Source organism: Kineococcus aurantiacus, from assembly GCF_013409345.1.
Lineage (GTDB): Bacteria > Actinomycetota > Actinomycetes > Actinomycetales > Kineococcaceae > Kineococcus > Kineococcus aurantiacus.
Window position 1 is genome coordinate 813,293 of record NZ_JACCBB010000001.1, and the last position, 26,341, is coordinate 839,633.

General features: G+C 74.9%; 26 protein-coding genes. 20 read left to right on the forward strand and 6 right to left on the reverse strand.

Features of this window, described 5'->3' with window-relative positions; translation table 11 throughout:
- Positions 1-6 precede the first annotated feature (6 nt).
- The gene (dnaJ, locus tag BJ968_RS03910) at positions 7-1,128 is read right to left on the reverse strand and encodes a molecular chaperone DnaJ (protein ID WP_179749391.1); all 1,122 of its coding nucleotides are present in this window, start codon (positions 1,126-1,128) and stop codon (positions 7-9) included.
- Positions 1,129-1,156: 28 nt separating this feature from the next.
- Positions 1,157-2,197 carry a heat-inducible transcriptional repressor HrcA gene (gene hrcA, locus BJ968_RS03915; RefSeq protein WP_179749393.1) on the reverse strand — a complete coding sequence of 347 codons (1,041 nt, stop codon included), beginning with the start codon at positions 2,195-2,197 and terminating at the stop codon, positions 1,157-1,159.
- A 107-nt stretch (positions 2,198-2,304) separates the two neighbouring features.
- On the opposite strand from hrcA, the gene BJ968_RS03920 reads away from it, so the two are divergent.
- Together BJ968_RS03920 and BJ968_RS03925 are read left to right on the forward strand one after the other, a co-directional pair.
- Complete coding sequence (locus BJ968_RS03920) at positions 2,305-3,171, forward strand: DUF3097 family protein (RefSeq protein WP_179749395.1); 867 nt, start codon at positions 2,305-2,307, stop codon at positions 3,169-3,171.
- A gap of 61 nt (positions 3,172-3,232) precedes the next feature.
- Positions 3,233-3,643 carry a magnetosome magnetite crystal formation protein family gene (locus BJ968_RS03925; protein ID WP_218884764.1) on the forward strand — a complete coding sequence of 137 codons (411 nt, stop codon included), beginning with the start codon at positions 3,233-3,235 and terminating at the stop codon, positions 3,641-3,643.
- On the opposite strand, the gene BJ968_RS03930 is transcribed toward BJ968_RS03925, so the two are convergent.
- Positions 3,624-4,667 carry an LLM class F420-dependent oxidoreductase gene (locus BJ968_RS03930; protein WP_179749397.1) on the reverse strand — a complete coding sequence of 348 codons (1,044 nt, stop codon included), beginning with the start codon at positions 4,665-4,667 and terminating at the stop codon, positions 3,624-3,626. The genes BJ968_RS03925 and BJ968_RS03930 overlap by 20 nt on opposite strands.
- 55 nt (positions 4,668-4,722) lie before the next feature.
- A complete protein-coding gene (gene hemW, locus BJ968_RS03935; RefSeq protein WP_179749399.1) occupies positions 4,723-5,928 on the reverse strand; it encodes a radical SAM family heme chaperone HemW in 1,206 nt (401 codons plus the stop codon).
- Between the two features lie 94 nt (positions 5,929-6,022).
- On the opposite strand from hemW, the gene BJ968_RS03940 reads away from it, so the two are divergent.
- The 12 genes from BJ968_RS03940 (at position 6,023) to BJ968_RS03995 (ending at position 17,983) form a co-directional block, all read left to right on the forward strand.
- A complete protein-coding gene (locus BJ968_RS03940) occupies positions 6,023-6,313 on the forward strand; it encodes a metal-sensitive transcriptional regulator (RefSeq protein ID WP_179749401.1) in 291 nt (96 codons plus the stop codon).
- A complete protein-coding gene (locus BJ968_RS03945; RefSeq protein WP_179749403.1) occupies positions 6,313-6,546 on the forward strand; it encodes a heavy-metal-associated domain-containing protein in 234 nt (77 codons plus the stop codon). The genes BJ968_RS03940 and BJ968_RS03945 overlap by 1 nt, the downstream gene beginning before the upstream one ends.
- On the forward strand, positions 6,546-8,729 hold the full coding sequence (locus tag BJ968_RS03950) for a heavy metal translocating P-type ATPase (protein WP_179749405.1): 2,184 nt from the start codon (positions 6,546-6,548) through the stop codon (positions 8,727-8,729). The genes BJ968_RS03945 and BJ968_RS03950 overlap by 1 nt, the downstream gene beginning before the upstream one ends.
- Before the next feature lie 50 nt (positions 8,730-8,779).
- Entirely contained in the window at positions 8,780-9,574 is a 795-nt protein-coding gene (locus tag BJ968_RS03955; protein WP_179749407.1) for a DUF1206 domain-containing protein, read from the forward strand.
- Positions 9,575-9,735: 161 nt separating this feature from the next.
- Complete coding sequence (locus BJ968_RS03960) at positions 9,736-10,611, forward strand: GTP-binding protein LepA (RefSeq protein ID WP_179749408.1); 876 nt, start codon at positions 9,736-9,738, stop codon at positions 10,609-10,611.
- Between the two features lie 18 nt (positions 10,612-10,629).
- Positions 10,630-11,616, forward strand: coding sequence for an acetylxylan esterase (locus BJ968_RS03965; protein ID WP_179749410.1), 987 nt, complete (start codon positions 10,630-10,632; stop codon positions 11,614-11,616).
- Positions 11,613-12,281 (forward strand): aminoacyl-tRNA hydrolase, encoded by a 669-nt coding sequence (locus BJ968_RS03970; RefSeq protein WP_179749412.1) that lies wholly within the window; start codon positions 11,613-11,615, stop codon positions 12,279-12,281. Before BJ968_RS03965 ends, BJ968_RS03970 begins: the two co-directional genes overlap by 4 nt.
- 31 nt (positions 12,282-12,312) lie before the next feature.
- Positions 12,313-13,299, forward strand: coding sequence for an LLM class flavin-dependent oxidoreductase (locus BJ968_RS03975; RefSeq protein ID WP_179756168.1), 987 nt, complete (start codon positions 12,313-12,315; stop codon positions 13,297-13,299).
- 164 nt (positions 13,300-13,463) lie between these two features.
- The gene (locus BJ968_RS03980; RefSeq protein ID WP_179749414.1) at positions 13,464-14,861 is read left to right on the forward strand and encodes an extracellular solute-binding protein; all 1,398 of its coding nucleotides are present in this window, start codon (positions 13,464-13,466) and stop codon (positions 14,859-14,861) included.
- Positions 14,862-14,865: 4 nt separating this feature from the next.
- Positions 14,866-15,807 (forward strand): carbohydrate ABC transporter permease, encoded by a 942-nt coding sequence (locus BJ968_RS03985; RefSeq protein WP_179749416.1) that lies wholly within the window; start codon positions 14,866-14,868, stop codon positions 15,805-15,807.
- 11 nt (positions 15,808-15,818) lie between these two features.
- Positions 15,819-16,682, forward strand: a complete 864-nt coding sequence (locus BJ968_RS03990) for a carbohydrate ABC transporter permease (protein WP_179749418.1) — start codon at positions 15,819-15,821, stop codon at positions 16,680-16,682.
- Positions 16,679-17,983: a glycoside hydrolase family protein gene (locus BJ968_RS03995; RefSeq protein WP_179749420.1), complete on the forward strand. Its 1,305-nt coding sequence runs from the start codon at positions 16,679-16,681 to the stop codon at positions 17,981-17,983. Before BJ968_RS03990 ends, BJ968_RS03995 begins: the two co-directional genes overlap by 4 nt.
- On the opposite strand, the gene BJ968_RS04000 is transcribed toward BJ968_RS03995, so the two are convergent.
- Both BJ968_RS04000 and lepA read right to left on the reverse strand, forming a co-directional pair.
- Positions 17,971-18,999, reverse strand: a complete 1,029-nt coding sequence (locus BJ968_RS04000) for a LacI family DNA-binding transcriptional regulator (protein ID WP_179749422.1) — start codon at positions 18,997-18,999, stop codon at positions 17,971-17,973. The two genes, BJ968_RS03995 and BJ968_RS04000, sit on opposite strands and share 13 nt — an antisense overlap.
- Before the next feature lie 24 nt (positions 19,000-19,023).
- Positions 19,024-20,934 carry a translation elongation factor 4 gene (gene lepA / locus BJ968_RS04005; protein WP_425491465.1) on the reverse strand — a complete coding sequence of 637 codons (1,911 nt, stop codon included), beginning with the start codon at positions 20,932-20,934 and terminating at the stop codon, positions 19,024-19,026.
- 104 nt (positions 20,935-21,038) lie between these two features.
- Here lepA and BJ968_RS04010 point away from each other — a divergent pair, with 104 nt between their 5' ends.
- The 6 genes from BJ968_RS04010 (at position 21,039) to BJ968_RS26305 (ending at position 26,341) form a co-directional block, all read left to right on the forward strand.
- Entirely contained in the window at positions 21,039-21,998 is a 960-nt protein-coding gene (locus BJ968_RS04010) for a DUF4349 domain-containing protein (protein WP_179749426.1), read from the forward strand.
- Between the two features lie 108 nt (positions 21,999-22,106).
- The gene (locus tag BJ968_RS04015) at positions 22,107-22,640 is read left to right on the forward strand and encodes a MauE/DoxX family redox-associated membrane protein (RefSeq protein WP_179749428.1); all 534 of its coding nucleotides are present in this window, start codon (positions 22,107-22,109) and stop codon (positions 22,638-22,640) included.
- Positions 22,637-23,452, forward strand: coding sequence for a hypothetical protein (locus BJ968_RS04020; RefSeq protein ID WP_179749430.1), 816 nt, complete (start codon positions 22,637-22,639; stop codon positions 23,450-23,452). The genes BJ968_RS04015 and BJ968_RS04020 overlap by 4 nt, the downstream gene beginning before the upstream one ends.
- A gap of 89 nt (positions 23,453-23,541) precedes the next feature.
- A complete protein-coding gene (locus tag BJ968_RS04025; protein WP_179749432.1) occupies positions 23,542-24,135 on the forward strand; it encodes a hypothetical protein in 594 nt (197 codons plus the stop codon).
- Positions 24,132-24,596: a hypothetical protein gene (locus BJ968_RS04030; RefSeq protein ID WP_179749434.1), complete on the forward strand. Its 465-nt coding sequence runs from the start codon at positions 24,132-24,134 to the stop codon at positions 24,594-24,596. The genes BJ968_RS04025 and BJ968_RS04030 overlap by 4 nt, the downstream gene beginning before the upstream one ends.
- Complete coding sequence (locus tag BJ968_RS26305; RefSeq protein ID WP_179749436.1) at positions 24,593-26,341, forward strand: twin-arginine translocation signal domain-containing protein; 1,749 nt, start codon at positions 24,593-24,595, stop codon at positions 26,339-26,341. Before BJ968_RS04030 ends, BJ968_RS26305 begins: the two co-directional genes overlap by 4 nt.

The window sequence follows — 26,341 nt, forward strand, 5'->3', positions numbered from 1 at the left end:
TGGGCCTCAGCGGCCGGAGAGCCGGTCGCGCAGCTTGGAGAACACGCCCTGGTGGGCGGGGGCGAGCTTGCCGGCGGGGCGCACCTCGCCGCGCAGCTCGGCCAGCCGCCGCAGGAGCTCCTCCTGCTCGTCGTCGAGCTCGCGCGGGGTGACGACGTCGAGGGTGACGACGAGGTCGCCGCGGCCCTGGGCGCGCAGGTGCTCGGCGCCCTTCTGCTTCAGGACCACCGTCTCCCCCGCCTGGGTGCCGGGGCGCACGTCGACGTCCTCGCTGCCGTCGAGGGTCTCCAGCGGGACCGTGGCGCCCAGGGCCGCCGCGGTCATCGGCACCTGCAGCGTGCAGTGCAGGTCGTCGCCGGAGCGGGAGAACACCGGGTGCGGGCGTTCGTGGATCTCGACGTAGAGGTCGCCGGGCGGGCCGCCGGCGGTGCCGACCTCGCCCTGGGAGGCGAGCTGGATGCGGGTGCCGGTGTCGACGCCGGCGGGGATGCGGATCGTCAGGGGACGACGGGCGCGGACGCGGCCCTCCCCGGAGCACTCCAGGCACGGGGAGGGCAGGACGGTCCCGAAGCCGCGGCAGGTGGGGCAGGCCTGGGTGGTCATGACCTGGCCGAGCAGCGAGCGGACGACCCGCTGGACCGACCCCTGGCCGTGGCAGATGTCGCACGTCTGCGGGCTGGTGCCGGGCTGGCAGCACGAGCCCTTGCACGTGGGGCACAGGATCGCGGTGTCGACCTGGATGGAGCGCTCGCCCCCGAACGCGGCCTCGGCGAGGTCGACGTCGACGCGGATGAGGGCGTCCTGGCCGCGCTGGGTGCGGCTGGCGGGCCCGGCGCCGCGCCCACCGGCGCCGCCCTGCCCGAAGAAGGCGTCCATGATGTCGGAGAACCCGAACCCGGCGCCGAAGCCGCCGGCGGCGCCGCCGGGCATCGAGCCGCCGCGGTCGTAGGCGGACCGCTTGTCCGGGTTGGACAGCGTCTCGTAGGCCTGGGAGACCTCCTTGAACTGCTCCCCCGCGTCGGGGTTCACGTCCGGGTGGAGCTTGCGCGCCAGCTTGCGGTAGGCGCGCTTGATCTCCTCCGTCGAGGCGTCCTTCGAGACGCCGAGGACGTCGTAGTAGTCGCTCACGAGGTCGGGGTTCTCCTGTCGGTTCCGGTCACTGGGCCAGGATGCGCGAGACGTAGCGGGACACCGCGCGCACCGCGGCCATCGTCGTCGGGTAGTCCATCCGGGTGGGGCCGAGGACGCCGAGGCGGGCCAGCTCGCCGTCGGAGCCGTAGCCGCTGGTCACCACGGACGTGCCGTCGAGGCCGAGGTGCAGGTTCTCGGCGCCGATGCGCACGGTCAGGGCACCGCGCTCGCGCGCGGGGTCCTCGGTCATCTCCTGGACCAGCCGGAGCAGCACGACGTGCTCCTCGAGGGCTTCCAGGACGCTGCCGAGGGAGGTCGCCAGGTCGGGCCCGGACTTGACCAGGTTGGAGGTCCCGGCGAGGACGACGCGCTCCTCCAGGGAGGCGGTCAGGCAGTCCCCCAGGGCCGCGGCGACCTCGGCGGCGATGGCGAGGTCGGTGGCGGGGGTCTGCTGGACGAGGTCGGTGAGGGCGTCGCGGGCCTCGCGCAGCCGCTTGCCGGCGACGGAGGCGTTGACGCGGGTGCGCAGCGCCGCCAGGGAGACCCCCAGGGACTCCACGTCGACGGCGGAGCGGACGTCCAGGACGCGCTGCTCGACGCGGCCGGAGTCGGTGATGAGCACCAGCAGCGCGCTGCGGCCGCCGACGCCGACGAGCTCGACGTGCCGGACGGTGGCGCGCGTCAGCGACGGGTACTGCACGACGGCGGCCTGGCGGGTGATCTGCGCGAGCAGCCGGACGGTGCGGTCGACGACGTCGTCGAGGTCGTCGGCGCCGTGCAGGAAGGCCTCGATGGCCCGCTTCTCGGCCGGGCTCATGGGTTTGACGTTGGCGAGCCGGTCGACGAACAGCCGGTAGCCCTTGTCGGTGGGGATGCGGCCGGCGCTGGTGTGGGGCTGGGTGATGTACCCCTCCTCCTCCAGCACGGCCATGTCGTTGCGGATGGTGGCGGGTGAGACGCCGAGCTGGTGGCGCTCGACGAGGGTCTTGGAGCCGACGGGCTCGTGGCTGGAGACGTAGTCCTCGACGATGGCGCGCAGCACGGCGAGCCGGCGGTCGTCGCTCATCGGTCCCCCTTCTGCTGGCACTCCTCACCGGTGAGTGCCAAGTCTAAGTGCTGCCGCGCCCGCCGCGCCTCCCCCGCCGGGCCCGCGCGCGTCGTTAGCGTGCCCCGGTGACCCGCTACGACGACCGCTACGGCGCCGACGTGCTCTCGGCCGACCCCCACGCCCGCTCCCACCCCAAGCCGGTGCACCGGGACGAGCCGGCGGTGCGGGGCCTGGTCGTGGAGGACGTCGACACGGGCTGGGTCGGGGCCGTGGTGCGCGTGGAGAAGAGCGGCGGGGTGCACGTCGTCGTCCTGGAGGACGCGAAGGGGAGGACCCGCACCTTCCCGCTGGGGTCGGGCTTCTGGGTCGAGGGGCAGCCCGTGCGGCTGGTCGCCCCGAAGGCCGCGGGGCCGGTCCAGCCGACGCGGACCGCGTCGGGGTCGGTCGCGGTGGCCGGCGCGGGCGCCCGCACGGCCCGCGCCTCGCGCATCCTCGTCGAGGGCCGGCACGACGCCGAGCTGGTCGAGAAGGTCTGGGGCGACGACCTGCGCGTCGAGGGGATCGTCGTGGAGATGCTCGACGGCGTCGACGACCTCGACGCCGCGATCCGGTCCCACGCGCCGCGGCCGGGCCGCCGGATCGGCGTGCTCGTGGACCACCTGGTGCCGGGGTCGAAGGAGTCGCGGATCGTCGCGAAGGTCGGCGCGAACCCGCACGTGCTCGTCGTGGGGCACCCGTTCATCGACGTCTGGCAGTCGGTGCGGCCGCAGCGGCTGGGCTGGACGCGGTGGCCGACGGTCCCGCGCGGGCAGGACTGGAAGCACGGCGTCCTCGCCGAGCTCGGCTGGCCGCACGCCACCCAGGCCGACGTCGCCCACGGCTGGAAGCGGATCCTGGGGACGGTGCGCACCTACGCCGACCTCGAACCGGCGCTGCTGGGCCGGGTGGAGGAACTCGTCGACTTCGTGACCGCCGACCTGGCCGACCGCTGAGGGGTCCGGCGGAGCGCCGGGGAACCTGGCGGATCGCGGCGGGAAGGGTCAGGATCGAGCCGTGAGCCAGCCCCCGCAACCGCCCCCGCACCGCGCACCGGTGCCCCTGTCGCCGTCGGACGAGCGGATGTGGGGGATGTTCGGGCACCTGTCCGCGATCGCGGCGAGCTTCGTGACGCTGCCGTTCCTGGGCCCGCTGGTCGTCTTCCTGGTCTTCAAGGACCGCAGCCCGTTCGTGCGCGGCCACAGCGCCGAGGCGCTGAACATGACGATCTCGCTGGTGCTCTACGAGATCGTGCTGAGCGTCGTCCTGGCGGTCCTGACCCTGGTGACGTTCGGGCTGGGGTCGCCGCTGTTCGCCCTGCTGGGCGTGCCGGCGCTGGTGGCGCTGGTCCTGGCGGTCGTCGCCGCGGTCACGGCCAACCAGGGTCGCGTCTACCGGTACCCGCTGATCATCCGCCTGGTGCGCTGACCGCGCGCAGGTCCGCGACCGGGTCGGCCCCCACCGGCGCCAGCGCGACCGTGGTGACCCCCGCGCGCTCGTAGTCGTCCAGCCGGGCGCGCACGGAGGCCGCCGACCCGACGAGGGTCGTCGCGGCCAGCAGGTCCTGCGGGACCCGCTGGGCCGCCTCGGCCCGGCGGCCGGCGAGGTAGAGGTCCTGGACCTCGTCGACGGCGGCGCCGAAGCCGAGCCGGCGGCCGAGGTCGGCGTAGAAGTTCTGCTCCCGCGAGCCCATCCCGCCCAGGTACAGCGCGAGGAGGTCGCGGACGGGCCGCTCGGCCTCGGCGCGGGCCGGGCCGCTCGCGCCGGTCACGACGAGCGGGACGGTCGCGGTCACCTCGAACCCCTCCACCGGCCGGTCCCGCCGGGCGAACCCGGCCCGCAACCGGTCGAAGGACCCGGTGGAGTCCTCCGGGACGAGGAAGGACGGCAGCCAGCCGTCGGCGACCTCCCCGGCGAGCTCGACGTTGCGCGGTCCCACCGCGGCCAGGTGGACGGGCAGGTCCGGCCGCGGGGTGGGCTGCATGAGCCGCAGCGGGATCCCCGGGCCATCGGGCAGCGGCAGCTGCAGGTGCCGGCCGTCGAACCGGGACTCCCCGCGCGCCAGCAACTGCCGCACGACGGCCACGTACTCGCGGGTGCGGGCCAGCGGCCGGGAGAACGACTGCCCGTACCAGCCCTCGGCGACCTGCGGCCCGGAGACGCCCAGGCCCAGCCGGAACCGGCCGCCGGAGAGCCCGTCGAGCGTCGCGGCCGTCATGGCGGTCGAGGCCGCGGCGCGCGCGGGGACCTGCAGGACGGCCGAGCCCAGGCCGATGCGGGTGGTCTGGGCGGCCAGCCAGCCCAGGACGCTGACGGCGTCGGTGCCGTAGGCCTCGGCGACCCAGACGGAGGCGAACCCGGCGTCCTCGGCGGCCCGGGTCAGTTCCAGCGCCCGCCGGGCGGCGGGCCCGACGGGGCCGGTGAGGTAGCCGAGGCTCAGGCCGAGGTCCATGCCGGCACGCTACCGGCGGCCGTCCGCGCCGCAGGAGCCTCACGCCCCGCCGGGTTCAGTCGAGCAGCCGCCGCACCACCGCGTCGGCCAGCAGCCGGCCCCGGCGGGTCAGCGCGACCCGCCCGCCCGCGGCCGGTTCCAGCAACCCGTCGATGAGCAGTTGCGCGGCCTGCGTCCGCACGCCCCACCACGCGGGGTCGAAACCCTCGGCCAGCCGCGAGCGCAGCAGGACGTCCTCGACGCGGCGGTCGTCGTCGCTGAGCAGTTCGCGCGCGTGGGCCGGGGAGTTCCCCGCCGCGATGCGCCCGGCGTAGGCCGTGGGGTGCTTGACGTTCCACCACCGGACCCCGCCGACGTGGCTGTGCGCCCCGGGCCCGATCCCCCACCAGTCCCCGCCGCGCCAGTAGGCGAGGTTGTGCCGGCAGGCGTGCTCGGGGCCGCGCGCCCAGTTGCTCACCTCGTACCAGCCGTACCCGGCGGCGGTGAGGGTGTCGTCGACGATCTCGTACTTGTCGGCCTCGTCGTCGTCGGAGGGTTCGGGGACCTCCCCGCGCTTCATCTGCCCGGCGAGCTTCGTGCCCTGCTCGACGATGAGGGCGTAGGCCGAGACGTGGTCGGGTTCGCAGGCCAGGGCCGCGTCGAGGCTGCGCCGCAGGTCGTCGTGGGACTCCCCGGGCGTGCCGTAGATGAGGTCGAGGCTGACGTCGAGCCCGGCCTCGCGGGCCCAGCGGACGGCCTGCGGAACGCGGGCGGGGTCGTGGGTGCGTTCGAGGACGGCCAGGACGTGCGGCACGGCGGACTGCATGCCGTAGGAGACGCGGGTGAACCCGGCGGCCTTCAGCGCGGCCAGCGACTGCGGCGTCACCGAGTCGGGGTTGGCCTCGGTGGTGACCTCGGCGCCGGGGGTGGTCCCGAACTGCTCGCGCACGGCGGCGAGCATGAGGGCGAGGTCGGCCGCCGGCAGCAGCGTGGGGGTGCCGCCGCCGAAGAAGACCGTCCCGGCGGGCCGGACGGCGTCGCCCAGGACACCCGCGGCGAAGCGCACCTCGGCCGCGGCCGTCTGCGCGTAGGCGGCCTGCGAGCCCCCGCCGCCGAGTTCGGTGGCCGTGTAGGTGTTGAAGTCGCAGTACCCGCAGCGGACCGAGCAGAAGGGGACGTGCAGGTAGACGCCGAAGGTGCGCTCGGTCGCGCCGGTCAGGGCGCGCTCGGGCAGGGATCCGTCGGCGGGGACGGTCTCACCGTCGGGCAGGGTGCTCGGCACCCCTCCAGTGTCCCCCCTGCCCGGGGGTGCTCCCGGCAGGTACCCGTGGGGGGTAGGGGTTGCGGTGGGGACCCCCGGGGGGTATCAAGGAGGAATGGAGAACGGGCCCGGCTACGCCGGCGAGAAGGACGAGGTCCTCAAGCGGTTGCGGCGCGTCGAGGGCCAGGTGCGCGGACTGCACCGGATGGTCGAGGAGGACGCGTACTGCATCGACGTCCTGACCCAGGTGTCCGCGGCCACCAAGGCCCTGCAGGCCGTCGCGCTGTCGCTGCTCGACGACCACCTCGGGCACTGCGTGGCCCACGCGGCCGCCGAGGGCGGCACCGTGGCCGACGAGAAGATCAAGGAAGCGAGCGCGGCGATCGCGCGGTTGGTGAGGTCCTGATGAGCGAGCACGAGGCGAAGTACGTGGCCGGGTACGAGGTCGCGGGCATGACCTGCGCGCACTGCGTCGGCGCCGTCACCGAGGAGGTCTCGGCCCTGCCCGGCGTGGAGTCGGTGCGCGTCGACCTCGTCGCCGGCGGCACCTCCACCGTGGACGTCACGAGCACCACGCCCCTCGAGCGCTCGGCCGTCGCGGCCGCCGTCGAGGAGGCGGGGTACGAGCTGGTCGAGTGATGGAGCCCGTCGAACTGACCATCGGCGGGATGACCTGCGCGTCCTGCGCGAACCGCGTCGAGAAGAAGCTCAACCGGATGCCCGGCGTCGAGGCCACGGTGAACTACGCCACCGAGAAGGCCACCGTGCGCCTGCCCGAGGGCACCGACGTCGCCGAGGCGATCTCGGTCGTGGAGAGGACCGGCTACACGGCGACCCTGCCGCAGCCCGGACCGGCGCCCGTCGCCGCGCCGCAGGACCCGGTCACCTCCGCGCTCGGCCGGCGGGTCGCGGTGACGGCCGCGCTGGGCCTTCCCGTCCTGCTGCTGTCGATGGTCCCCGCGCTGCAGTTCACGAACTGGCAGTGGCTGGCCTTCGCGCTCGCCTCCCCCGTCGCGGTGTGGGGGGCGTGGCCCTTCCACCGGGCCGCGCTCGTCAACGCCCGGCACGGCGCGGCCACCATGGACACCCTCGTGAGCCTCGGGGTGGTCGCGGCGTACCTGACGTCGTGCGCCTCGCTGTTCCTCGGCGACGCCGGGATGCCCGGCACGCACATGGGGTTCTCCCTCCTGGGCTCCTCCGGCGACGAGCTGTACCTCGAGGTCGCCGCCGTCGTCACGGTGTTCGTCCTCACCGGCCGGTACCTGGAGGCCCGCGCCCGCCGCCGGTCCGGGGCCGCGCTGGAGGCGCTGCTCGCCCTGGGCGCCAAGGACGTCGGCGTCCTGCGCGACGGCGCCGAGGTCCGGGTCCCGGTCGCGGACCTGCGCGTCGGGGACCGCTTCGTCGTCCGCCCCGGGGAGACCGTCGCCACCGACGGCACCGTCGTCGAGGGCACCTCCGCCCTCGACCTCAGCCTCCTGACGGGCGAGTCCGTCCCCGTCGAGGTCGGCACGGGCGACGACGTCGTGGGCGGGACCGTCAACGCGGGGGGGCGGCTCGTCGTGCGGGCCACCCGCGTCGGGGCCGACACCCAGCTCGCCCGCATCGGCCGGACCGTCGAGCAGGCGCAGTCCGGCAAGGCCGCGGCGCAACGGCTCGCCGACCGCGTCTCGGGCGTCTTCGTGCCCGTCGTGCTCGCCGGCGCCCTGGCCACCTCCGTCGGCTGGCTGCTGGCCGGGGCCCCGGTCGGCGAGGCGCTGACGATCGCGGTCGCCGTCCTGGTCATCGCCTGCCCGTGCGCGCTGGGCCTCGCCACGCCGACCGCGCTGCTCGTCGGCACCGGCCGCGGCGCCCAGCTCGGCGTCCTCGTCAAGGGCCCCGAGGCGCTGGAGTCCACCCGGCGCGTGGACACCGTCGTGCTCGACAAGACCGGCACGGTGACGACGGGCCGGATGTCCCTGGTCGCCGTGGTCCCCGCCCCCGGCGTGGCCGAGGAGGACCTGCTGCGGTGGGCGGGGTCCCTGGAGGACGCCTCCGAGCACCCCGTGGGCCGCGCGATCGCCGCCGGGGCCCGGGAGCGGGTCACCCTTGTGCCCGTCACCGACGTCACCGCCAGCGCGGGCGCCGGGATCACCGGGACGGTCGAGGGCGTGCGCGTGCGGGCCGGGCGCCCGGACTGGACCGGCCCGGACGTGCCCGCGCCGCTGGCGGGGGCGCTGGCCGAGCACGAGGCCGCCGGGCGCACCACCGTCCTCGTCGCGAGCGACCGGCCGCTGGGCGTCCTGGCCGTCGCCGACACCGTGCGGCCGTCCAGCCGCGACGCCGTGGCCGGGTTCCGCGCCCTCGGCCTGCGGCCGGTGCTGCTGACCGGCGACAACGAGCGCACCGCCCGCGCCGTCGCGGCCTCCGTCGGGATCGAGGACGTGGTGGCCGGGGCCCGCCCCGAGGACAAGGTCGCCCACGTCCGCGCGCTGCAGGCGCGGGGACGGGTCGTCGCCGTCGTCGGCGACGGCGTCAACGACGCCGCGGCCCTGGCCACGGCCGACCTCGGCATCGCCATGGGCTCGGGGACCGACGCCGCGATCGAGGCCGGGGACCTGACCCTCGTGCGGGCCGACCTGCAGGCCGCCGTCGACGCCGTCCGGCTCTCCCGCCGGACCCTGTCGACGATCCGCGGGAACCTGTTCTGGGCCTTCGCCTACAACGTCGCCGCCCTGCCCGTGGCGGCGGCGGGGCTGCTCAACCCCGTCGTGGCGTCCGCGGCGATGGCGTTCTCCTCGGTGTTCGTCGTGACCAACTCGCTGCGCCTGCGCCGCTTCCGCTGACCGACGCGGTTGCGGTTGCGGCCCGGCCCGCCGCGCAGTTCCCTTCTCGCATGTCGGGTTCGCTGGAGTCCCAGGTCCGGCGCGGGGAGTCCTTCGCGCAAGCCCACGAGGACGGGGTGCGCCGGGCCGGGCGCGCGGGTGTCGCGGCCGACGGGGTCGTCCACCTCGTCGTGGCCTGGCTGGCGGCGCAGGTGGCGCTGGGCGGCGGGGGCGGGTCGGCCGACTCCAGCGGGGCGCTGCGGCAGATCGCGGAGAAGCCCTTCGGGGTGGTGCTCCTCGTGGCGCTGGCGGTCGGCTTCGCGGCGCTGACGGCGTGGCAGGTCCTGACGGTCCTCACCGGCACCAAGACCTCGCACCGCGTCAGCGCGGCGGCCAAGGGGGTCGTGGCGGCGGTCCTGGCGGTCTCCTGCGTCCGCTTCGCCGTCGGCGCGGGGGCCTCCGCCGGGACGCAGCAGCAGACGCTCACGCAGCGGGTGCTGGAGGCGCCCGGCGGTCCCGTGCTCGTGGTGCTCGCCGGGCTCGTCGTGGCCGGTGTCGGCGTCGCGCTCGTCGTGCGGGGCGTGCGCAAGGACTTCGAGGACAAGGTCGAGGGGACGCTGTCGCGGCCGCTGCGCGCGCTGGGCGTCGCCGGCTGGGTGGCCCGGGGCGTGGCCCTGGCCGTGCTGGGGGCCCTCGTCGTCGTCTCGGCCACGGGCGACACCGCCAAGTCGCGCGGCCTGGACGCGGCCTTCCACGAGATCGCCGCGCAGCCCTACGGCGTGGTCCTGCTCCTGCTGGTCGCCCTGGGGTTCGCCGCCTACGCGGTGTTCACGCTGCTCACCGCGCACCGGCGCGTGCGGGCCTGAGGCGGGACCGCCGGGTGTGGCCCACGCCACGTCCGGCGGGTGGAACCCATCCGCGCGGCCGCCGGTTGCGAACTGAGGACACCCTCACGGGCAGGGCGCCCCAGGGGGCACACTGTCCGGGGGGCGTTCGCACCGGTCGGCCCAGGAAGCAGGAGAAGCACGTGGCGCGCAAGCTCATCACCCCCGGGGACATCCGCGACCACGTCCTGCGCCTGGGCGAGAAGCACCCGCCCATCCCCCTGGAGTCGGTCGACCGCACCGTGAAGGACCCCCGCGGCGTGCGGCAGCGCTTCGGCCACGTCATCGACTACCTGGCCCGGGTGGAGCTGGAGGTCGACCGCAACGTCCTGGAGCTGCTGACCCTGCTGCCGGACGTCTCCGAGACCGACCGCCTCTTCTACGCCGACGTGTGGCAGCCGCAGGAGATCCAGCACGGGCTCATCCTGGACCGGCTGCAGCAGGACCTCGACCTGCCGCCGGCGGACCCGGACACCGACACCGTCAGCGCGAAGATCCGCCTCCTGGGGGCGCTGGCCCACCTGCGCCCGGTGCAGGAGGTCGCCCGCCTGCTCTACTACCTGACCGGCGCCGCCACCGAGAAGGCCGCCGTGGTCGCGTACAACAAGCTCGTCGAGGGTCTGGACGAGATGGGTGAGGACGCCGTCTCCAGGACCATCGTCCAGCCGATCCGGCGGCAGGAACCCGGGCACTTCGCCTTCTACCGCCTCTCGGCCACCGAGATGGTCCAGCAGGGCGTGCTGGCGCCCTGGCAGCTGCGGCTGGCGCGGGTGCTGCGCCGCAAGTCCTTCAGCCCCGTGGGCGCGCACACCCCCCAGCACCGCGCGCAGTTCGGCAGCGTGCTGACGACGCTGGGCCTGCAGGACACGGTGGAGGACTTCGGCGCCCAGATCGGGCTGGTCGAGCGCGAGCTGCTGTGGTCGCGGGAGCAGGGCATGCGGGTCCCCGACTACGTGCTGGCGGCCCTGCGCGACACCCTGGAGCAGTTCCGGACCCAGGCTCACCCCGCCGCGGTGTGAGCCAGTAGCGTCGAGCACGTGCCGCTGACCGACCTGCCGCTGGACGTGCTGCGCGACTACCGCGGGGACGTCCCCGAGCCCGCCGACCTCGACGCCTTCTGGGCCGGGAGCCTGGCCCTGGCCCGCGGGCACGACCTCGCGGTCGAGCTGACCGAGGCCCCCGGCCCGGCGCTGCCGGCGCTGACCGTCCACGACGTGCGGTTCTCCGGCTGGGCCGGTGACCGGGTCGCCGCCTGGCTGCTGCGCCCGGCGCACCTGCCCGGGCCGCTGCCGGTCGTCGTGGAGTTCATCGGCTACTCCGGCGGCCGGGGCCTGCCGCTGGACCGGACCACCTGGGCCGCCGCGGGCTTCGCGCACCTCGTCGTCGACACCCGCGGGCAGGGCACCGACACCCCCGACCCCGACCCGCACGTCAGCGGCGGGCAGTGGGCCCGCGGGTTCATGACCAAGGGCGTCGGGGACCCGGCCACCTACTACTACCGCCGCGCCTACGTCGACTGCGCGCGCGCCGTCGACGTCGCGCACGCGCTGCCCGCCCTGGGCGTGGAGGTCGACACCTCCCGCGTCGTCGTGCGCGGCGCCAGCCAGGGCGGGGCGTTCACCATCGCCGCGGCGGCCCTGTCCGGGGACCGGGTGGCGGCCGCGCTGGTCGACGTGCCGTTCCTGTGCCACGTCCGGCGCGGCGCGCAGGTCGCCGGCGACGGGCCGTACCTGGAGGTCGTCGACTACCTGCGCCGGCACTCCCCCGAGCAGGTGGACCGCACGTTCACGACGATGTCCTACGTCGACGGGGCGAACCTCGCCTCCCGCGCCCGGGTCCCGGCGCTGTTCTCCGCCGCGCTCATGGACCCCGTGTGCCCGCCGTCGACGGTGTTCGCGGCCTTCAACCGCTGGGGGCACGAGGACCGGCACGTCGACGTCTGGGAGTTCTCCGACCACGCCGGCGGGCTGGGCTGGCAGGTCCAGCGGCAGCTGCGCTTCCTCGACCGGCTCGGCCTGCGGTGACCGACCTGGCCGAGACCGACCCGTGGTCGCTCTCGCTCGTCGCCCGGGTCGAGAAGGACGCCGCGGGGAACCCCGCGCCCACGCACACCGACACCCTGGTCGCCGCGGCCCGCGCCGTCGTCCTGCTGCTGTCCGACCCGCGCGTCACCTCCCCCGACGGTGAGCTGCGCGCCGCCGTGCAGGCCTGGCGGGACCGGCGGATCCGCAAGATCTGCCGCCGCGCGCGCGGGGTGAAGTGGGAGCGGACCGCCGCCCTCCCGCACGCCGAGGCCGCCAGCGGCGAGGCGGTGGTCCGGGTCTTCGCCCCGCACCCGCGCGAGCAGGTGCCCGAGCTCCTGCGGCCGCTGCAGGTCGGCGGCCTGGACCTGGCCGACCCGGAGGACCTGGCCGTCCCCGGCCCCGACGGGCTGCTGACGATCCGGCTGACGCCGGGGGTGGCGATGACGACGGGCAAGGCCGCGGCGCAGGTCGGGCACGCCGCCCAGCTCGCCTACGAGCAGCTGCCGCAGGCCCGCCGCTGGCAGGAGACCGGCTTCGGGGTCCGCGTGCTCACCGGCGCGCCGGTCCTGCCCCCGTCCGGGCGCGTCGACGTGCGCGACGGCGGTTTCACCGAGGTCCCCCCGGGGACGACCACCGCGAGCGCGGGTTTCGAAGGGACGGTCTGACGTGCCGGTCGAGGGTGTGGCGCTGCGGCGCATGGGGTTCCTGACCATCGGGTCGTTCGACCCGGCCGACCCGGGCCCCGGGCACGAGACGACGCTGCAGGTCGTCGAGCTCGGGGAGCGGCTGGGTCTCGACAGCGCCTGGCTGCGGCACCGGCACCTGCAGCCGGGGATCTCCTCCCCCGTCGCGGTGCTGGCCGCCCTGACGCAGCGCACCAGCCGCATCCACCTGGGCACGGCGGTCACGCCGCTGGGCTGGGAGAACCCGTTGCGGCTGGCCGAGGACCTCGCGACGGTCGACGTCCTGGCCCACGGCCGGCTCAACCCCGGCGTCAGCGTGGGCCCGCCCATGCAGTGGGAGCACGTCAAGGGCTCGCTGTACCCCGACACCGCCGACGTGGAGGACTTCAGCTACGAGCGGGTCCTGCGGCTGCACCGGTTCCTGCGCGGGGACCGGGCCAGCGACTTCGCCGGGACGCAGGGCATCGAGGTGTTCTCCGACCGCGTCGAACCGCACTCCCCCGGCCTGGCCGACCGGCTCTGGTACGGCGGGGCGAGCCTGCGCTCGGCGCAGTGGGCGGGGTCGCAGGGGCTGAACCTGCTGGCCTCCAGCGTCGTGCGCGCCGAGGGCGGGTCGACCGACTTCGCGCAGGTGCAGGCCTCGCACCTGCGCGGGTTCGCCGAGCTGAACCCCACCGGCCGCACCTCGCAGGGTCTGGTGGTCATCCCCACCGACTCCGCGACGCCGGAGCAGGTGGGCAAGTACCGCGCCTACGTGGACTCCCGCTCGGCCCGCGTCGGGGTGCCGCAGGGGCCCGGGCAGCTGCTCTTCGCCCAGGACCTGCTCGGGTCCTCGGCCGAGCTCGCGGAACGGCTGTGGGCCGACGCGGGGTTCCAGCTCGTCGACGAGGTGGTGTTCGCGCTGCCCTTCGGGTTCGAGCACGAGGACTACGTGCAGATCCTCACCGACATGGCCACCCACCTCGGCCCGCGCCTGGGCTGGGCCCCCGCCACCGCCTGACGCCGTCCCCACGTCGGAGGCACACCTCCCGCCCCCCGGGCGCGCTCCCCGGGGCGGGAGGTGTGCCTCTCGCCGTTGTGGGTGCACCCGGAGGCTTGACACGTGTGAGGCGCACCTGCTCTCATGCCTCACACGTGTTAGGCCATCCCGCGAAGGAGCATCCGATGGCAGATCTCACCCGCCGGACCGTCCTCGGCGCCACGGGCCTCGCCGCCCTGGGGACCGGGCTGTCCTGGCGCCGCCTCACCGCACGGGACGTGCCCGGTCGCGGTGAGGACGCCCTGAACGTCGCGATCCTCGGCACGGCCGCCGACGCGGCCGCCCGGCAGAGCCTCCTCGACGCCTTCCGCGAGGAGCACCCGGACATCCCCGTCCGGATCCAGGCCGTGCAGGGCCAGGACTGGAGCCAGTTCTTCACCAAGATCCTCACGATGGTGGCCGCCGGCACTCCCCCGGACGTCTGCCTCATCGCCACCGAGGGCGCACAGCTCTTCGCCGAGCGCCTGGCCCAGCCGCTCGACGAGTTCGTCGTCCGTGACGCGGCCGAGGTGCAGGACTACTTCGACGACGTCCACCCCTCCCTCATCGAGTCGTTCATGTACCAGGGGTCGCTGTTCATGCTGCCCGGGGACTTCAACGCCGCGAACATCTACTACAACTCCAGCGCCCTCGAACGCGCCGGGGTGCAGCGCCCCGCCGACGACTGGTCGGTCGACGACTTCGTCACCGTGGCCCGCGCCATGCGGGACGGGGCGTCCACAGGCGGCTTCCGGCCCTACTTCTGGACCAACCGCCTCTGGGGCGGCGTCGTCCCGTGGCTGTACGTCCACGGGACGAGCTTCCTGCGCGAGAGCAGGGCCGGCGGTGGGCGGTGGTTCTGGGACCGCTTCTACGCCGGCGACCCCACCGCCGCCACCCGTTCCGGCGGCTACCAGTGGCTCGAGGCCGGCGCCGACGACCCCGCGGTCCTGGACACGTTCGAGGTCCTGCGCGAGATCACCGCGGAGGGCCTGGGCTCCTCACCCGCCCAGGGCGGCGGCAACGAGCTGGTCTCGCGCTTCGCCGAAGGCGTCATCGGCATGACACCGGCCGGTGGGTTCTGGGCCCAGGGCCTGTCCGAGGGCGGCATGGGGCCCGACGACTACGACGTCACCTTCTTCCCCCGCGCCACGACCCAACGCCACCAGTTCGGCTCCGCCGGGTACGCCGTCATGAAGACCTCCCGGCGCAAGGACGAGGCGTGGGAGTGGATCAAGTTCTGCTCCTCCCGCCGCGGCATGGAACTGTCGTTCCCCCAGCCCACCACGACCCCGGTCCGCCGTTCGCTGGTGGACGCCGCGTTCTACGCCGGGACCGGGCCGAAGCACTGGCAGGTCTTCTACGACACGCTCGACCGCTTCCCCGACACCGGGCCCATCCCGGCCCCGCCGCAGCAGGCGGCCGTCGAGACCGCCCTCATCAAGAACGTGCTGGCCGCGGTCACCGCCCCCGCCGGTGGGGTGCGCGCCGCGCTCGGCACGATGCAACGCGACCTCGAACTCGCCCTGAAGAACGGGAAGTGAGCTGATGGCCACCACGCTGCCCACGCAGGCCCCGGCACCGGTCGTCGTCCGACGCCCCGAGGCCCGGCCGCAACGACGCGCCCGCCGGTTGCTCGTCGTGCTGTTCCTGGCCCCGACCGTCCTCGGCATCGCGCTCTTCACGCTCGTGCCGATCGTCGCGTCGGTGCTGCTGGCGTTCTTCCGCTGGGACATCATCACGCCCCCGCAGTTCGTCGGGGTCGACAACTTCGTCGACATCGCCGCCGACCCCACCGTGCGGGTGGCGTTCCTCAACACCCTCCTGTTCGTCGTCGTCTCGGTCGTGCTGCAGCTGGCGGTCGCCCTCGGGCTCGCCGTCCTCGTCCAGTCGAAGATGCCCGGCTGGGTGCGCTCGTTCTTCCGCTCGACCCTGTTCTTCCCGCTCATCCTGTCCGCCGCGTCGGTCTCCCTCGTCATGGCGTACCTGTTCAACGAGGACTTCGGGGTGGTCAACGCCGTCCTGTCCAGGGTGGGTCTGCCGGACGTGCCCTGGTTGACCTCACCGGCCGGCGCCGCGGTCGTCGTCGTCCTGGTCTACGTGTGGCAGAACTTCGGCTTCTCCTTCCTGCTCTTCGTCGGCGGCCTGGCCGCCATCCCGCACGACGTCTACGAAGCCAGTTCCCTCGACGGGATCGAGGGCTGGTCCAGGTTCCGGTGGATCACGGTGCCGCTGCTGAGCCCGACGATCCTCGTGGCCAGCGTCATGGCCGTCATCGGGGCCCTGCAGATCTTCGACCAGCCGTACGTCCTGACCCGCGGCGGACCGGGCGACTCGACCCGCACGGCCGTCATGGTCATCTTCGAGTCGGCGTTCCAGCAGCTGCAGTTCGGCCGGGCCTCGGCCATCGGCATCGTCCTGACGCTGCTCATCATGGCGGTCACCGCCGTCCAGTTCCGGCTCAGCCGCCGCTTCGTCTTCTACCAGTGATGGGAACACCGATGGCCACGACCACTCCTCCCCGTGCCACCGCTGCGCAGCTCCGACGCCCGGCGCGGAACCGTCCCGTCCCCCGCCCCTCGACCGTCGGGAAGTTCGTCGTCCTCGGCGTCGCGGCGTTCCTCACGCTCGGCCCCGTCGCCTGGACGGTGTGGACCTCGTTCCGGCCCCAGGTCGCGGGGGCGGGTGTGCAGCCGGGCTTCAGCGCCTACGTCGACGTGTTCGCCCAGACCGACGTGCTCCTGCTCGTCTGGAACAGCGTGCTGGTCACCGCGCTGTGCGCCCTCGGCCAGATGGTGACCGCGGCCCTGGCCGGGTACGTCTTCGCGCGGGTCGAGTTCCGCGGCTCCGGAGCGCTGTTCGCCGTCGTGCTCGCGACGATGATGGTGCCGCTGCAGGTGACCATCGTCCCGGTGTTCATGCTGATCCGCGGCATGGGCCTGTCGGACACGCTGCTGGCGCTGATCCTGCCCGCGATCCCCACGGCCTTCGGGACGTTCCTCATGCGGCAGTACTTCCTCGGGTTGCCCGACGACCTCGCCGAGGCTGCCGCGATCGACGGCGCCGGGCCGCTGCGGACCTTCACGTCGGTGTACGCCCCGTTGGCGCTGCCGGGCCTGGCGATCGTCGGGATCCTGGCGTTCAACTACCACTGGAACGAGTTCTTCCGTCCCCTCATCCTCACGGTGTCCGAACGGAACTTCACGATGCCGCTGGGCCTGGTGTCGTTGCAGGGCAACCTCGGGACCGGGAGCGTGGCGACGGTGCTGGCAGGCGTGGTGCTCTCGATGGTGCCCGCTCTGCTGGTGTTCGTGTTCGGGCAGCGACCGCTGCGCGAAGGTCTGACCGCAGGAGTGGGCAAGTGAGCATCGACATCCCGACGACCGGCGTGCCGACGGGCCGGGACGACCCCGCGTTCCCCGTGCTGCACGGCCGCCCCGAGTCCGGCTGGCTGAACGACCCCAACGGACTGGCGCACGTCGACGGGGTCTGGCACGTGTTCTTCCAGCACAACCCCGACGGCCCGCAGCACGGTGACATCCGCTGGGGTCACGTGAGTTCGGCCGACCTCGTGACGTGGCGGGCCGAACCGGTCGCACTGGCTCCCGTCCCCGGCGGCCCGGACTCCGCGGGGTGCTGGACGGGGTGCGTGGTCCTCGACGGACCGGACGCCGTCCCCACGGCCGTCTACACCGGCGTGGGTGCCGGGGGGCCGGGCCGGGCCGTGACGCTGGTCGCGACGAGCGACCGGACGCTGCGCCGGTGGCAGCAGGAACCGGAGGCCGTCACGCTCCCGCCGACCGACCCCGCCGTCTCCGAGGTGCGCGACCCGTTCGTGTTCGAGCACGACGGGCACCGGTACGCCGTCCTCGGCGCGGGACACCCCGACGGTTCCCCGCAGCTGCTCCTCCACGGGTGCGACGACCTGCGCGCGTGGACCCCGCTCGGTCCCCTGCTGACGCACGAGGACCCCGTCGCGGCACGGGTGGCCGGGGCGAACATCTGGGAGTGCCCGAACCTGGTCCGCGTCGGCGACGACTGGTTGCTCGTCTTCTCCCTGTGGCACCGGGACGGTGACACCCACCGGCTGGACGGTGTCGTGCACCTGGTCGGCGATCTCGTCGCGGAGGGACCCGGCCTGCGGTTCGTCGCGCGCAGCGGCGGACCCGTCGACGGGGGCCGGACGTTCTACGCCCCCCAGGTGCTGGCCGCCGACGGCCGCGCGCTGCTGTGGGCCTGGTCGCGCGAGGACGACCGCGACCCCGCCGAGGTGGAGGCCAGCGGCTGGTCCGGCGTCCTCACCTTCCCGCGCGAGCTGTCCCTCGCCGGCGGGACGCTCCGGGTGGAACCCGCGGCGGAACTCCTCGCCCTGCGCCGGGAGGAACTGGGGACCGGGGAGACGAGGGAGACCCGGGAACGCAGCTTCGAGGTCGTCGCCGACGGTCCCGCGGCCCTCCTGCTGGCGCAGGACGGGGGCGAACCCCGGCTGGTGGCGACGTTCGGGAGCTCCGGTCACGCGCGCGCCCTCGTCGACGGCAGCATCGTCGAGGTGTTCGAGGACGGGGCCGCCCGGACGCTGCGCGCCTACCCGCGCCGGGGCGCCGTGTGGCACGTGCGCGGCGCGGGTCGCACCCACCGGCTGGGGGAACCCGCTCAGGAGGGGTGAGGAGCGGCGACGGAGTCGCGCACGACGACCGGGCACGGGACCAGCACCGTGCCCGGTCCGCGCCGCCCACCGGGGTCCTGCTCCAGGTCGCCCAGGACGCGCCGCACGGCCGCCTCCCCGATCGCCCGGTGCGGCAGCCCGATCGTCGTGAGCGCGGGCACCATCGGCGCGGCGAGGTTCTCGTCGTCGTCGTAGCCGACCACCGACACGTCCGCGGGCACGGACAGGCCGAGCCGGTTCGCCGCGAGCACCGCACCGACCGCCACCCGGTCGTTCGCGCACAACAGCCCCGTCGGCCGGCACGGACCGGTCAGGACGGCCGTGGCCGCGCGGACCCCCCCGGAGATCTCCCAGCCGGTCTCGACCGTCCGCAACGCCGGCAGCCCGGCCGCCTCGAGCGCGGCACGAGCACCCTGCTCGCGCAGCGTGCTCGCGATGTCCGCGCGGTTCCCCGCCAGCAGCACGACGTCCCGGTGCCCGGCCTCGAGGAGCAGGCGCGCCGCGTCCCGGCCCCCCTGCACCTCGTCGGCGACGAAACCCGGAACCGCCCCGCGCGGGTCGAGGCAGTTCGCCAGCACGAACGGGATGCCCTGCGGGGCGGCGGGGGCGTCGTACTCCCGCAGGCTCATGGCGGCGAACAGCAGACCGTCGACGCGGCGTTCGCGCAGCGTCCGGTAGGCCTCGGCCTCGCGCCGCTCGTCGTAGTGGGTGTCGACCAGGACGAGGAGGTGACCGGACCGGGAGGCGAGTTCGGAGGCCCCCTGGAGCAGGCCCCCGCCGTAGGCCGTCGAGGCGATGGCGTCGGTCACCACGCCCAGCGTCCGGGTCCGCCTGCTGCGCAACGACACCGCGGACGGGTTCGGCGTGTACTCCAGGCGGGCGGCGGCCTCCCGGATGGCGGCCTGCTTCTCGGGCGCGATGTTGCCGTCCCCCCGGCCGTTGAGGACCAGGGAGACGGCGCTGCGCGAGACCCCGGCCAGGTCGGCGACGTCCTGCGAGGTGGCCTTCCGGGACATGGCGCCAGGCTACCCGCGCCCCGTCTACTTCTTGGCGTTCTTGTCCTTGGCCTTGTCCCCGGCGGCGTCGGAGGACAGCGCGGCGATGAAGGCCTCCTGCGGGACCTCGACCCGGCCGACCATCTTCATGCGCTTCTTCCCCTCCTTCTGCTTCTCCAGCAGCTTGCGCTTGCGGGTGATGTCACCGCCGTAGCACTTGGCCAGGACGTCCTTGCGGATGGCGCGCACGTTCTCGCGGGCGATGACCCGGGCCCCGATGGCGGCCTGGATCGGGACCTCGAACTGCTGGCGCGGGATGAGATCCTTGAGCTTGCCGGCCATCATCACGCCGTAGCCGTACGCCTTCTCGCGGTGCACGATCTGGCTGAACGCGTCGACCTGCTCACCCTGCAGCAGCACGTCGACCTTCACCAGGTCGGCGGCCTGCTCGCCGTCCACGTCGTAGTCCAGGGAGGCGTACCCGCGGGTGCGGGACTTCAGCTGGTCGAAGAAGTCGAAGACGATCTCGGCCAGCGGCAGCCGGTAGCGCATCTCGACGCGGTCCTCGGACAGGTAGTCCATGCCCTGCAGGTCACCGCGGCGCTGCTGGCACAGCTCCATGATGGCGCCGATGAAGTCCGAGGGGGCCAGGATCGTGGCGCGCACGACCGGTTCGCGGACCTCGGCGATCTTGCCCTCGGGGAACTCCGAGGGGTTCGTCACCTCCACGACCCGCTTGTCCTCCAGCGTCACCTCGTACGGCACGCTCGGCGCGGTGGAGATGAGGTCGAGGTTGAACTCGCGCTCCAGGCGCTCGCGGACGATCTCCAGGTGCAGCAGGCCGAGGAACCCGATGCGGAACCCGAACCCCAGCGCCACCGACGTCTCCGGCTCGTACGTCAGGGCGGCGTCGTTGAGCTTGAGCTTGTCGAGGGCGTCGCGCAGCAGCGGGTAGTCCGACCCGTCGATCGGGTACAGCCCCGAGAACACCATCGGCTTGGGGTCGCGGTACCCGCCGAGCGCCTGCGTGGAGGGTTTGGCCGCGTTGGTGACGGTGTCACCGACCTTGGACTGGCGGACGTCCTTGACCCCGGTGATGAGGTAGCCGACCTCGCCGACGCCCAGCCCCGCCGACGGGGTCGGCTCGGGGGAGCTGACGCCGATCTCCAGCAGCTCGTGCGTCGCCTTCGTCGACATCATCGCGATGCGCTCGCGCGGGGACAGCTTGCCGTCGACGACGCGGACGTACGTCACGACCCCGCGGTAGGTGTCGTAGACGGAGTCGAAGATCATCGCGCGGGCGGGCGCGTCCGCGTCCCCGACCGGCGCGGGGACCTGCTGGACGATCTGGTCGAGCAGCGCGTCGACGCCGACGCCGGTCTTGCCCGAGACCCGCAGGCAGTCCTCCGGCTCGCAGCCGATGAGCTTGGCCAGCTCCTCGGCGAACTTCTCCGGCTGCGCGGCGGGCAGGTCGATCTTGTTCAGGACCGGGATGATCGTGAGGTCGTTCTCCATGGCGAGGTAGAGGTTCGCCAGGGTCTGCGCCTCGATGCCCTGCGCCGCGTCGACGAGCAGCACCGCGCCCTCGCAGGCGGCCAGCGAGCGGGACACCTCGTAGGTGAAGTCGACGTGCCCGGGGGTGTCGATCATGTTCAGCGCGTACGCCGTGCCGCCGACGTCCCAGGGCATCCGGACGGCCTGCGACTTGATGGTGATGCCGCGCTCGCGCTCGATGTCCATGCGGTCGAGGTACTGCGCGCGCATGGCCCGCTCGTCGACGACGCCGGTCAGCTGCAGCATGCGGTCGGCCAGCGTCGACTTGCCGTGGTCGATGTGGGCGATGATGCAGAAGTTGCGCAGCAGCTCCGGCGCGGTCGCGGCGGGTGCCGGTGCGTCGGCGGCTCTCGGGGACACGGGCGGGAAGCACCTCTCGGTCGGTCGGGTGGGCGACCCCATCGTCGCACGTCCGCGCCCCGCGGCGTCCGGCGCGCGGGAACCGCGCACCCCCTGCCCGCGTCACAGCGGCACGGTCACGGCGACCGCACCGACGGAGGTGTCCGATGCGCTCCCCCGACCCCGCCCCCCGGCGCACCCGGCACCGCCGCGCCGCGGCGGCCACCCTCGCGCTGACCCTGCTGCTGGGGGTCCCGGCCCTCGCCGCGTGCAGCGGCGCGGGCGCGGGGTCCTCGGAGTCCTCGGGCTCGGGGTCCTCGGGGTCGGGATCGGCCGCCGATGCCGGGAGCGTGGCGGCCCCGGCCGAGGGTCCGGCCGGCCCCGCCGACCCGGCGACGGGCACCGGCGCCGCGGCCGGGACGGGGACGGCGGACGCCGCCGCCCCGGACCGGGCCGTCGTGAGCACCGCCACGATCGCCGTGCGCGTGCGGGACCTGCCCGCGGCCGTCGCGGACGTCGAGGCCCGCACCACCGCCGCGGGCGGGCTGGTCAGCGCCAGCCGCAGCGGCGGGACGGACGGGGCGCAGAGCGCCCACTTGACCCTGCGGGTCCCCTCCCCCGCCTTCGAGGACCTCCTCGACGGCGTCGCCGGCCTCGGCCAGCAGACCGACCGCACCACGGCCTCGACCGACGTCACGGCCGAGGTCGCCGACGTCGGCAGCCGGGTCACCTCGGCGCGGGCCGTCCTGGACACCTTCCGCCAGCGCCTGCCGCAAGCCACGACCGTCCCCGACGTGCTGGCCATCGAGGGCGAGATCGCCCGCCGCCAGGCCGACCTGGAGGCGCTGGAGGCCCGTCAGCGCGTCCTCGCCGACCAGGTCTCGCTGGCCACGGTCGACGTGGACCTCACCCGCGGGGCGCCGCTGGCCGCGACGGCCGCAGCCCAGCCGGGGTTCCGCGGCGGCCTGGCGGCGGGCTGGCACGCGCTCGGGGAGGCCGGGCGGGTCCTGGCGCTCGTCGCCGGCGCCGTCCTGCCGTTCCTGGTCCCGGTGGCGCTCGTCGCGGTCCCGGCGTGGCTGCTGGTGCGCCGCCGCCGCACCCGGCAGGCCACCCCCGCCGCGGAGTGAGACCCCGGGCGGAACCACGGGCGGAACCCCGGGGGCGCCGCGGGTGATCCGCCGGGCGGTGACGGGCGACCCTTGACCGGGGCGTTCGCCATCACGGAGTGTGTCAACGTGATCGCCGCGCAGTTGCCGTTCCTCGTGGGCACGGTGCTGCTGCTCGTCGCCGGCGTCGGCAAGCTGCGGCACCCGGCCGGGACCGGCCGGGCCCTGCGCACCCAGGGACTGCCGTCGGCCACCGCGCTGGTGCGGGGGCTCGGCGTCGCCGAACTGGCCGTCGCGGCGGGTTCGGCGGCCGGGCTGGCCGTCGCGGCCTGGGCCAACGCCGTCGCGTACGCGGGGTTCACCGGTTTCGTCCTGCTCGCCCTCCTGCGGCGCCGGCCGCTGAGCTCGTGCGGGTGCTTCGGCGAACCCGACCTGCCCCCCACCGGCGCCCACGTCGTGCTCACCGCGGTCCTGGCCGGGGCCGCCGCGCTCGCCGCCGCCGGGCCTTCCCGGGGCCTGCCGGCCCTGCTCGCGCTGCCGGCCGGCGCGACGGTGGCGGCGCTCGTCCTCACCGGCCTGCTCTGCGCCCTGTGCCTGCTCGTCCTGACCGGGCTGCCGCGCCTGGTCGCGGCCCGCCCCCCCACCCGGAGGACCACGTCGTGAACACCGTCGTCACGATCCTGCTGGCCGGCCTCGTGCTGGCCGTCGCGCTGCTGGCCGTGCTCGTCGCGGGGCTGCTGCGCTCGCACGCCGAGATCCTGCGCTCGCTGCACGAGCTGGGCGCCGGCCGCGAGGACACCGCCCCCCGCACCGGCAGGGACCTGCCGTTCGAGGTCGGGCGCGGCGTCGTCGAGGGAGCCGGGCCGGTGGGCCGGCGCGGCACGGCGATCTCCGGCACGACCCCCGACGGGGACGCCGTGCAGGTCGCCGTCGGGGCCGGCGGCACGAGCACCCTCGTCGCGTTCCTGTCCAGCGGCTGCCTGACCTGCCAGCGCCTGTGGGCCCGGCTGGCCGACCCCGCGCCGCTGTCGCTGCCGCCGGCGACGCGGCTGGTCGTGGTGACCCGCGGCGCCGACGCCGAGTCCCCCAGCACCGTCGCCGCCCTCGCGGCGGGCCCGGCCGCGCGCGGGATCGACGTCGTGATGTCGACGGGCGCGTGGGAGGGGTACGAGGTGCCCGGCTCGCCGTACTTCGCCCACGTCGACGGGGCCAGCGGGCGGGTGACCGGTGAGGGCAGCGCCACGGACTGGGAGCAGGTCGAACGGCTCGTCGGGGAGGCGGTGGGCGACCGGGCCGGCGCGGCCCGGCACGGCTCCCCCGGGCACCGGCACGACGGCGACCACCGGCACGACGCCGACCACGGGGACGGCGCCCACCGGGAGGCCCGCGCGAACCGGGAGCTGCTCGCCGCCGGCATCACCCCCGACCACCCCAGCCTGCGGCTCACGGCGGCCGACCAGACCCCGGACCGCTGATGGACCTCACGACCGCCGCCCTCGTCCTGGGGGCGCCGACCGCGGTCGTCGCGGCCCTGCGCAGCCTCTGGTCCCCTTGAGGGGAGTCGATGCTCTCGAGCATCACCCCGCTCGGTGAGCGGGGTCGCGCCAGCCGGTGGTCGGTCACGGTCACCGCCCACCTCCTGGGCTCCGCCGCCGGCGGGGCCGCCCTGGGGACCGTCCTGGGCACGCTCGGGGCGCTGCTGCCGCGACCGGTGCCGCTCGTGGTCGCGGTGCTGGTGCTGCTGGCCGCGGCGACGATCGCCGCCGAGACCGGCCGGCTGCGCCGGTTCCCCAGCTGGCACCGGCAGGTCGACGAGGACTGGCTGCACCGCTACCGCGGCTGGGTCTACGGCCTGGGGTACGGCGCCCAGCTCGGCGTCGGGGTCGTCACGATCGTCACCTCCCCGGTCCTGCACCTGGCACTGGCGCTCGTGGTCGCCACCGGCGGCCCCGGGCCCGGCGCCCTGCTCGGGCTGGTCTTCGGGACCGCCCGGGCGCTGCCGCTGCTGAGCACCCGCTCGGTGACGACGCCGCAACGGCTGGCCGCGAGCCACCGGCGGCTGGAACGGCTGGCCCCCGCGGGCCGGCGGGCGACCGGCGCCTGGGCCGGGCTGGTCGCGCTGACCTCGCTGGCCCTGTCGGTGGGAGGAGTCCTGTGAAGCTCGACGCGCACGGCATCTCGGTCGAGGCCCCGGACGGCTGGGAGGTGCGGATCACCCGGCGCGCCGCGCAGGGGCACGAACCGGGCTCGGACCGCCGCCCCGTCCTGCACGCCGCGACGGTCCCGCTGCCCGCGGTGCGCGGGGACTTCGGCGGCGGCGTCACCGGGACCCTCGGCAGCGACGACGTGTTCGTCAGCCTCTTCGAGCACGACCCGGCCTCGGCCGGCACGGCGCTGTTCGCCGACGAGGGCTTCCCCGTCCCGTCGCTGTCCGACTTCTCCCCCCGGCGGCTGCAGCGCAGCATCCCCGGCCAGTGCGGCGGGCAGTGGTTCTTCCACGTCGACGGGCGCGCCTTCAGCCTGTACGTGGTCCTGGGGTCGTACGCGCAGCGGGCGCGGCTGTTCGGCGCGGTCACGCAGCTGCTGGAGTCGGTGCGGGTGTCGGGGGGGCTGCGGTGAACGTCGCGGACCGGGTGCTCGGCACCGTCACGACCTTCCTGGCCGCCCGCACCAGCCGCCGCGGCTTCCTGACCCGCACGGCCCTGGTGGGGTCGGCCCTGTCCGTGGGCCCGTGGGGTTTCCTGACGCGCCCGCAGTCGGCGTACGCCGCGGTCTGCGGCATCGACTCGACCTGCTCGTCGGGGTACACGGTGTTCTGCGCGACCGTGAACAACGGCGTGAACCGCTGCCCCCCGGGCAGCCTCGTCGGCGGCTGGTGGAAGTCGGACGGGTCGGGGTTCTGCTGCGGCGGGGCCCGCTACTACATCGACTGCCACAGCTACTGCTCCTGCGGGTGCGGGGGGCGCAGCAAGTTCTGCGGCGAGGGCTGCCGGAACTGCTCGTGCGGGTGCGGGCCGGCCGGTCAGTGCGACCAGCGCAAGGAGTGCTGCAACGAGTTCCGCTACGGGCAGTGCAACCAGGACACCGGCTGCACCGGCCCGGTGTGGTGCCGGGTCGTGACCTGCACCCCGCCGTGGCGCATCCCGGCGTGGAACTGCACGACGACGTCGGCGACCGACCAGCGGACCAACCAGCACACCGCGCCCGCGCTGGAGGACTGCACCCCCATCGGCCGGGAGTACACCGCGATCGGCGGGCCGGGCAGCGTGCTGGGCGAGCAGCGCACCCCCGAGCTCGGCACCCCCGGCCCCGGCGGCCGGTACCAGCTGTTCGACTTCGGCGCGATCCACCACTCCCCCGGCACCGGCGCGCACGAGGTGCACGGGGCGATCGCGGAGAAGTTCGCCGCCCTCGGCTGGGAGGCCGGGGCGCTGGGCTACCCCACGACCGACGAGCTGCGCACCCCCGACGGCCGCGGCCGGTTCAACCACTTCGAGCGCGGGTCGGTCTACTGGACGCGCGAGACGGGCGCGTGCGCCGTCGTCGGCGCGATCCGGGAGAGCTGGCGGGCCCTGGGCTGGGAGGCCGGGGCGCTGGGCTACCCCACGACCGACGAGCTGGGCACCCCCGACGGGCGCGGCCGGTTCACCCACTTCGAGCACGGCTCGGTCTACTGGACGGCGGCGACGGGGGCGCGGGCGGTGCGCGGGGCGATCCGCGAGGAGTGGGAGGCGTGGGGCTGGGAGGCCGGGCCGCTGGGCTACCCCACGACCGACGAGCTGCCCACCCCCGACGGGCGCGGCCGGTTCACCCACTTCACCGGCACCCCCGCCGCGCCGGGCGGGTCGGTGCACTGGAGCCCGCGGACCGGGGCGCGGGCCGTGCTGGGCGCCGTCCGCGACGCGTGGGCGTACCTGGGCTGGGAGGGCGGCCGGCTCGGCTACCCCGTCACCAGCCAGGCGCGGACACCGGACGGGCGGGCCGTCTACAACCACTTCGAGCACGGCTCGGTGTACGCCTCCGCGGACACGGGCGCGCACGCCGTCACCGGCGCCGTCCTGGACCGGTGGCGGGCCACGGGCTGGGAGGCCGGCCCGCTGGGGCTGCCGACGACGGACGAGACCGCCGTGGCCGGGGGCAGCTTCGAGAACTTCGAGAACGGGTCGATCTACGTCTCGGCCGCCACGGGCGCGCACACCGTCTCGGGGCCGGTCCGGCAGGCCTTCCGCGACGCCGGCGGGCCCGCGCGGTGGGGGTTTCCCACCGGCGAGCCCGAGCCCGTCAGCGCCGGGCAGGTGCGGCAGGCGTTCGAGCGCGGGACGGCGGTCCTCACCGTCGCCACGGGGGCGGTCCGCTTCGGCTGA

Excerpts from the sequence above, each read along its gene's own strand:
- BJ968_RS04000 (WP_179749422.1), bottom strand. The coding sequence starts at position 18,999 with ATGTCCCGGAAGGCCACCTCGCAGGACGTCGCCGACCTGGCCGGGGTC.
- BJ968_RS04010 (WP_179749426.1), top strand. The coding sequence starts at position 21,039 with ATGCGCTCCCCCGACCCCGCCCCCCGGCGCACCCGGCACCGCCGCGCC.
- lepA (WP_425491465.1), bottom strand. The coding sequence starts at position 20,934 with ATGGGGTCGCCCACCCGACCGACCGAGAGGTGCTTCCCGCCCGTGTCC.
- BJ968_RS03940 (WP_179749401.1), top strand. The coding sequence starts at position 6,023 with ATGGAGAACGGGCCCGGCTACGCCGGCGAGAAGGACGAGGTCCTCAAG.
- BJ968_RS03945 (WP_179749403.1), top strand. The coding sequence starts at position 6,313 with ATGAGCGAGCACGAGGCGAAGTACGTGGCCGGGTACGAGGTCGCGGGC.
- BJ968_RS03990 (WP_179749418.1), top strand. The coding sequence starts at position 15,819 with ATGGCCACGACCACTCCTCCCCGTGCCACCGCTGCGCAGCTCCGACGC.
- BJ968_RS04025 (WP_179749432.1), top strand. The coding sequence starts at position 23,542 with ATGCTCTCGAGCATCACCCCGCTCGGTGAGCGGGGTCGCGCCAGCCGG.
- BJ968_RS03975 (WP_179756168.1), top strand. The coding sequence starts at position 12,313 with ATGGGGTTCCTGACCATCGGGTCGTTCGACCCGGCCGACCCGGGCCCC.
- BJ968_RS03985 (WP_179749416.1), top strand. The coding sequence starts at position 14,866 with ATGGCCACCACGCTGCCCACGCAGGCCCCGGCACCGGTCGTCGTCCGA.
- BJ968_RS03955 (WP_179749407.1), top strand. The coding sequence starts at position 8,780 with ATGTCGGGTTCGCTGGAGTCCCAGGTCCGGCGCGGGGAGTCCTTCGCG.
- hrcA (WP_179749393.1), bottom strand. The coding sequence starts at position 2,197 with ATGAGCGACGACCGCCGGCTCGCCGTGCTGCGCGCCATCGTCGAGGAC.
- BJ968_RS03950 (WP_179749405.1), top strand. The coding sequence starts at position 6,546 with ATGGAGCCCGTCGAACTGACCATCGGCGGGATGACCTGCGCGTCCTGC.
- BJ968_RS03930 (WP_179749397.1), bottom strand. The coding sequence starts at position 4,667 with ATGGACCTCGGCCTGAGCCTCGGCTACCTCACCGGCCCCGTCGGGCCC.
- BJ968_RS03980 (WP_179749414.1), top strand. The coding sequence starts at position 13,464 with ATGGCAGATCTCACCCGCCGGACCGTCCTCGGCGCCACGGGCCTCGCC.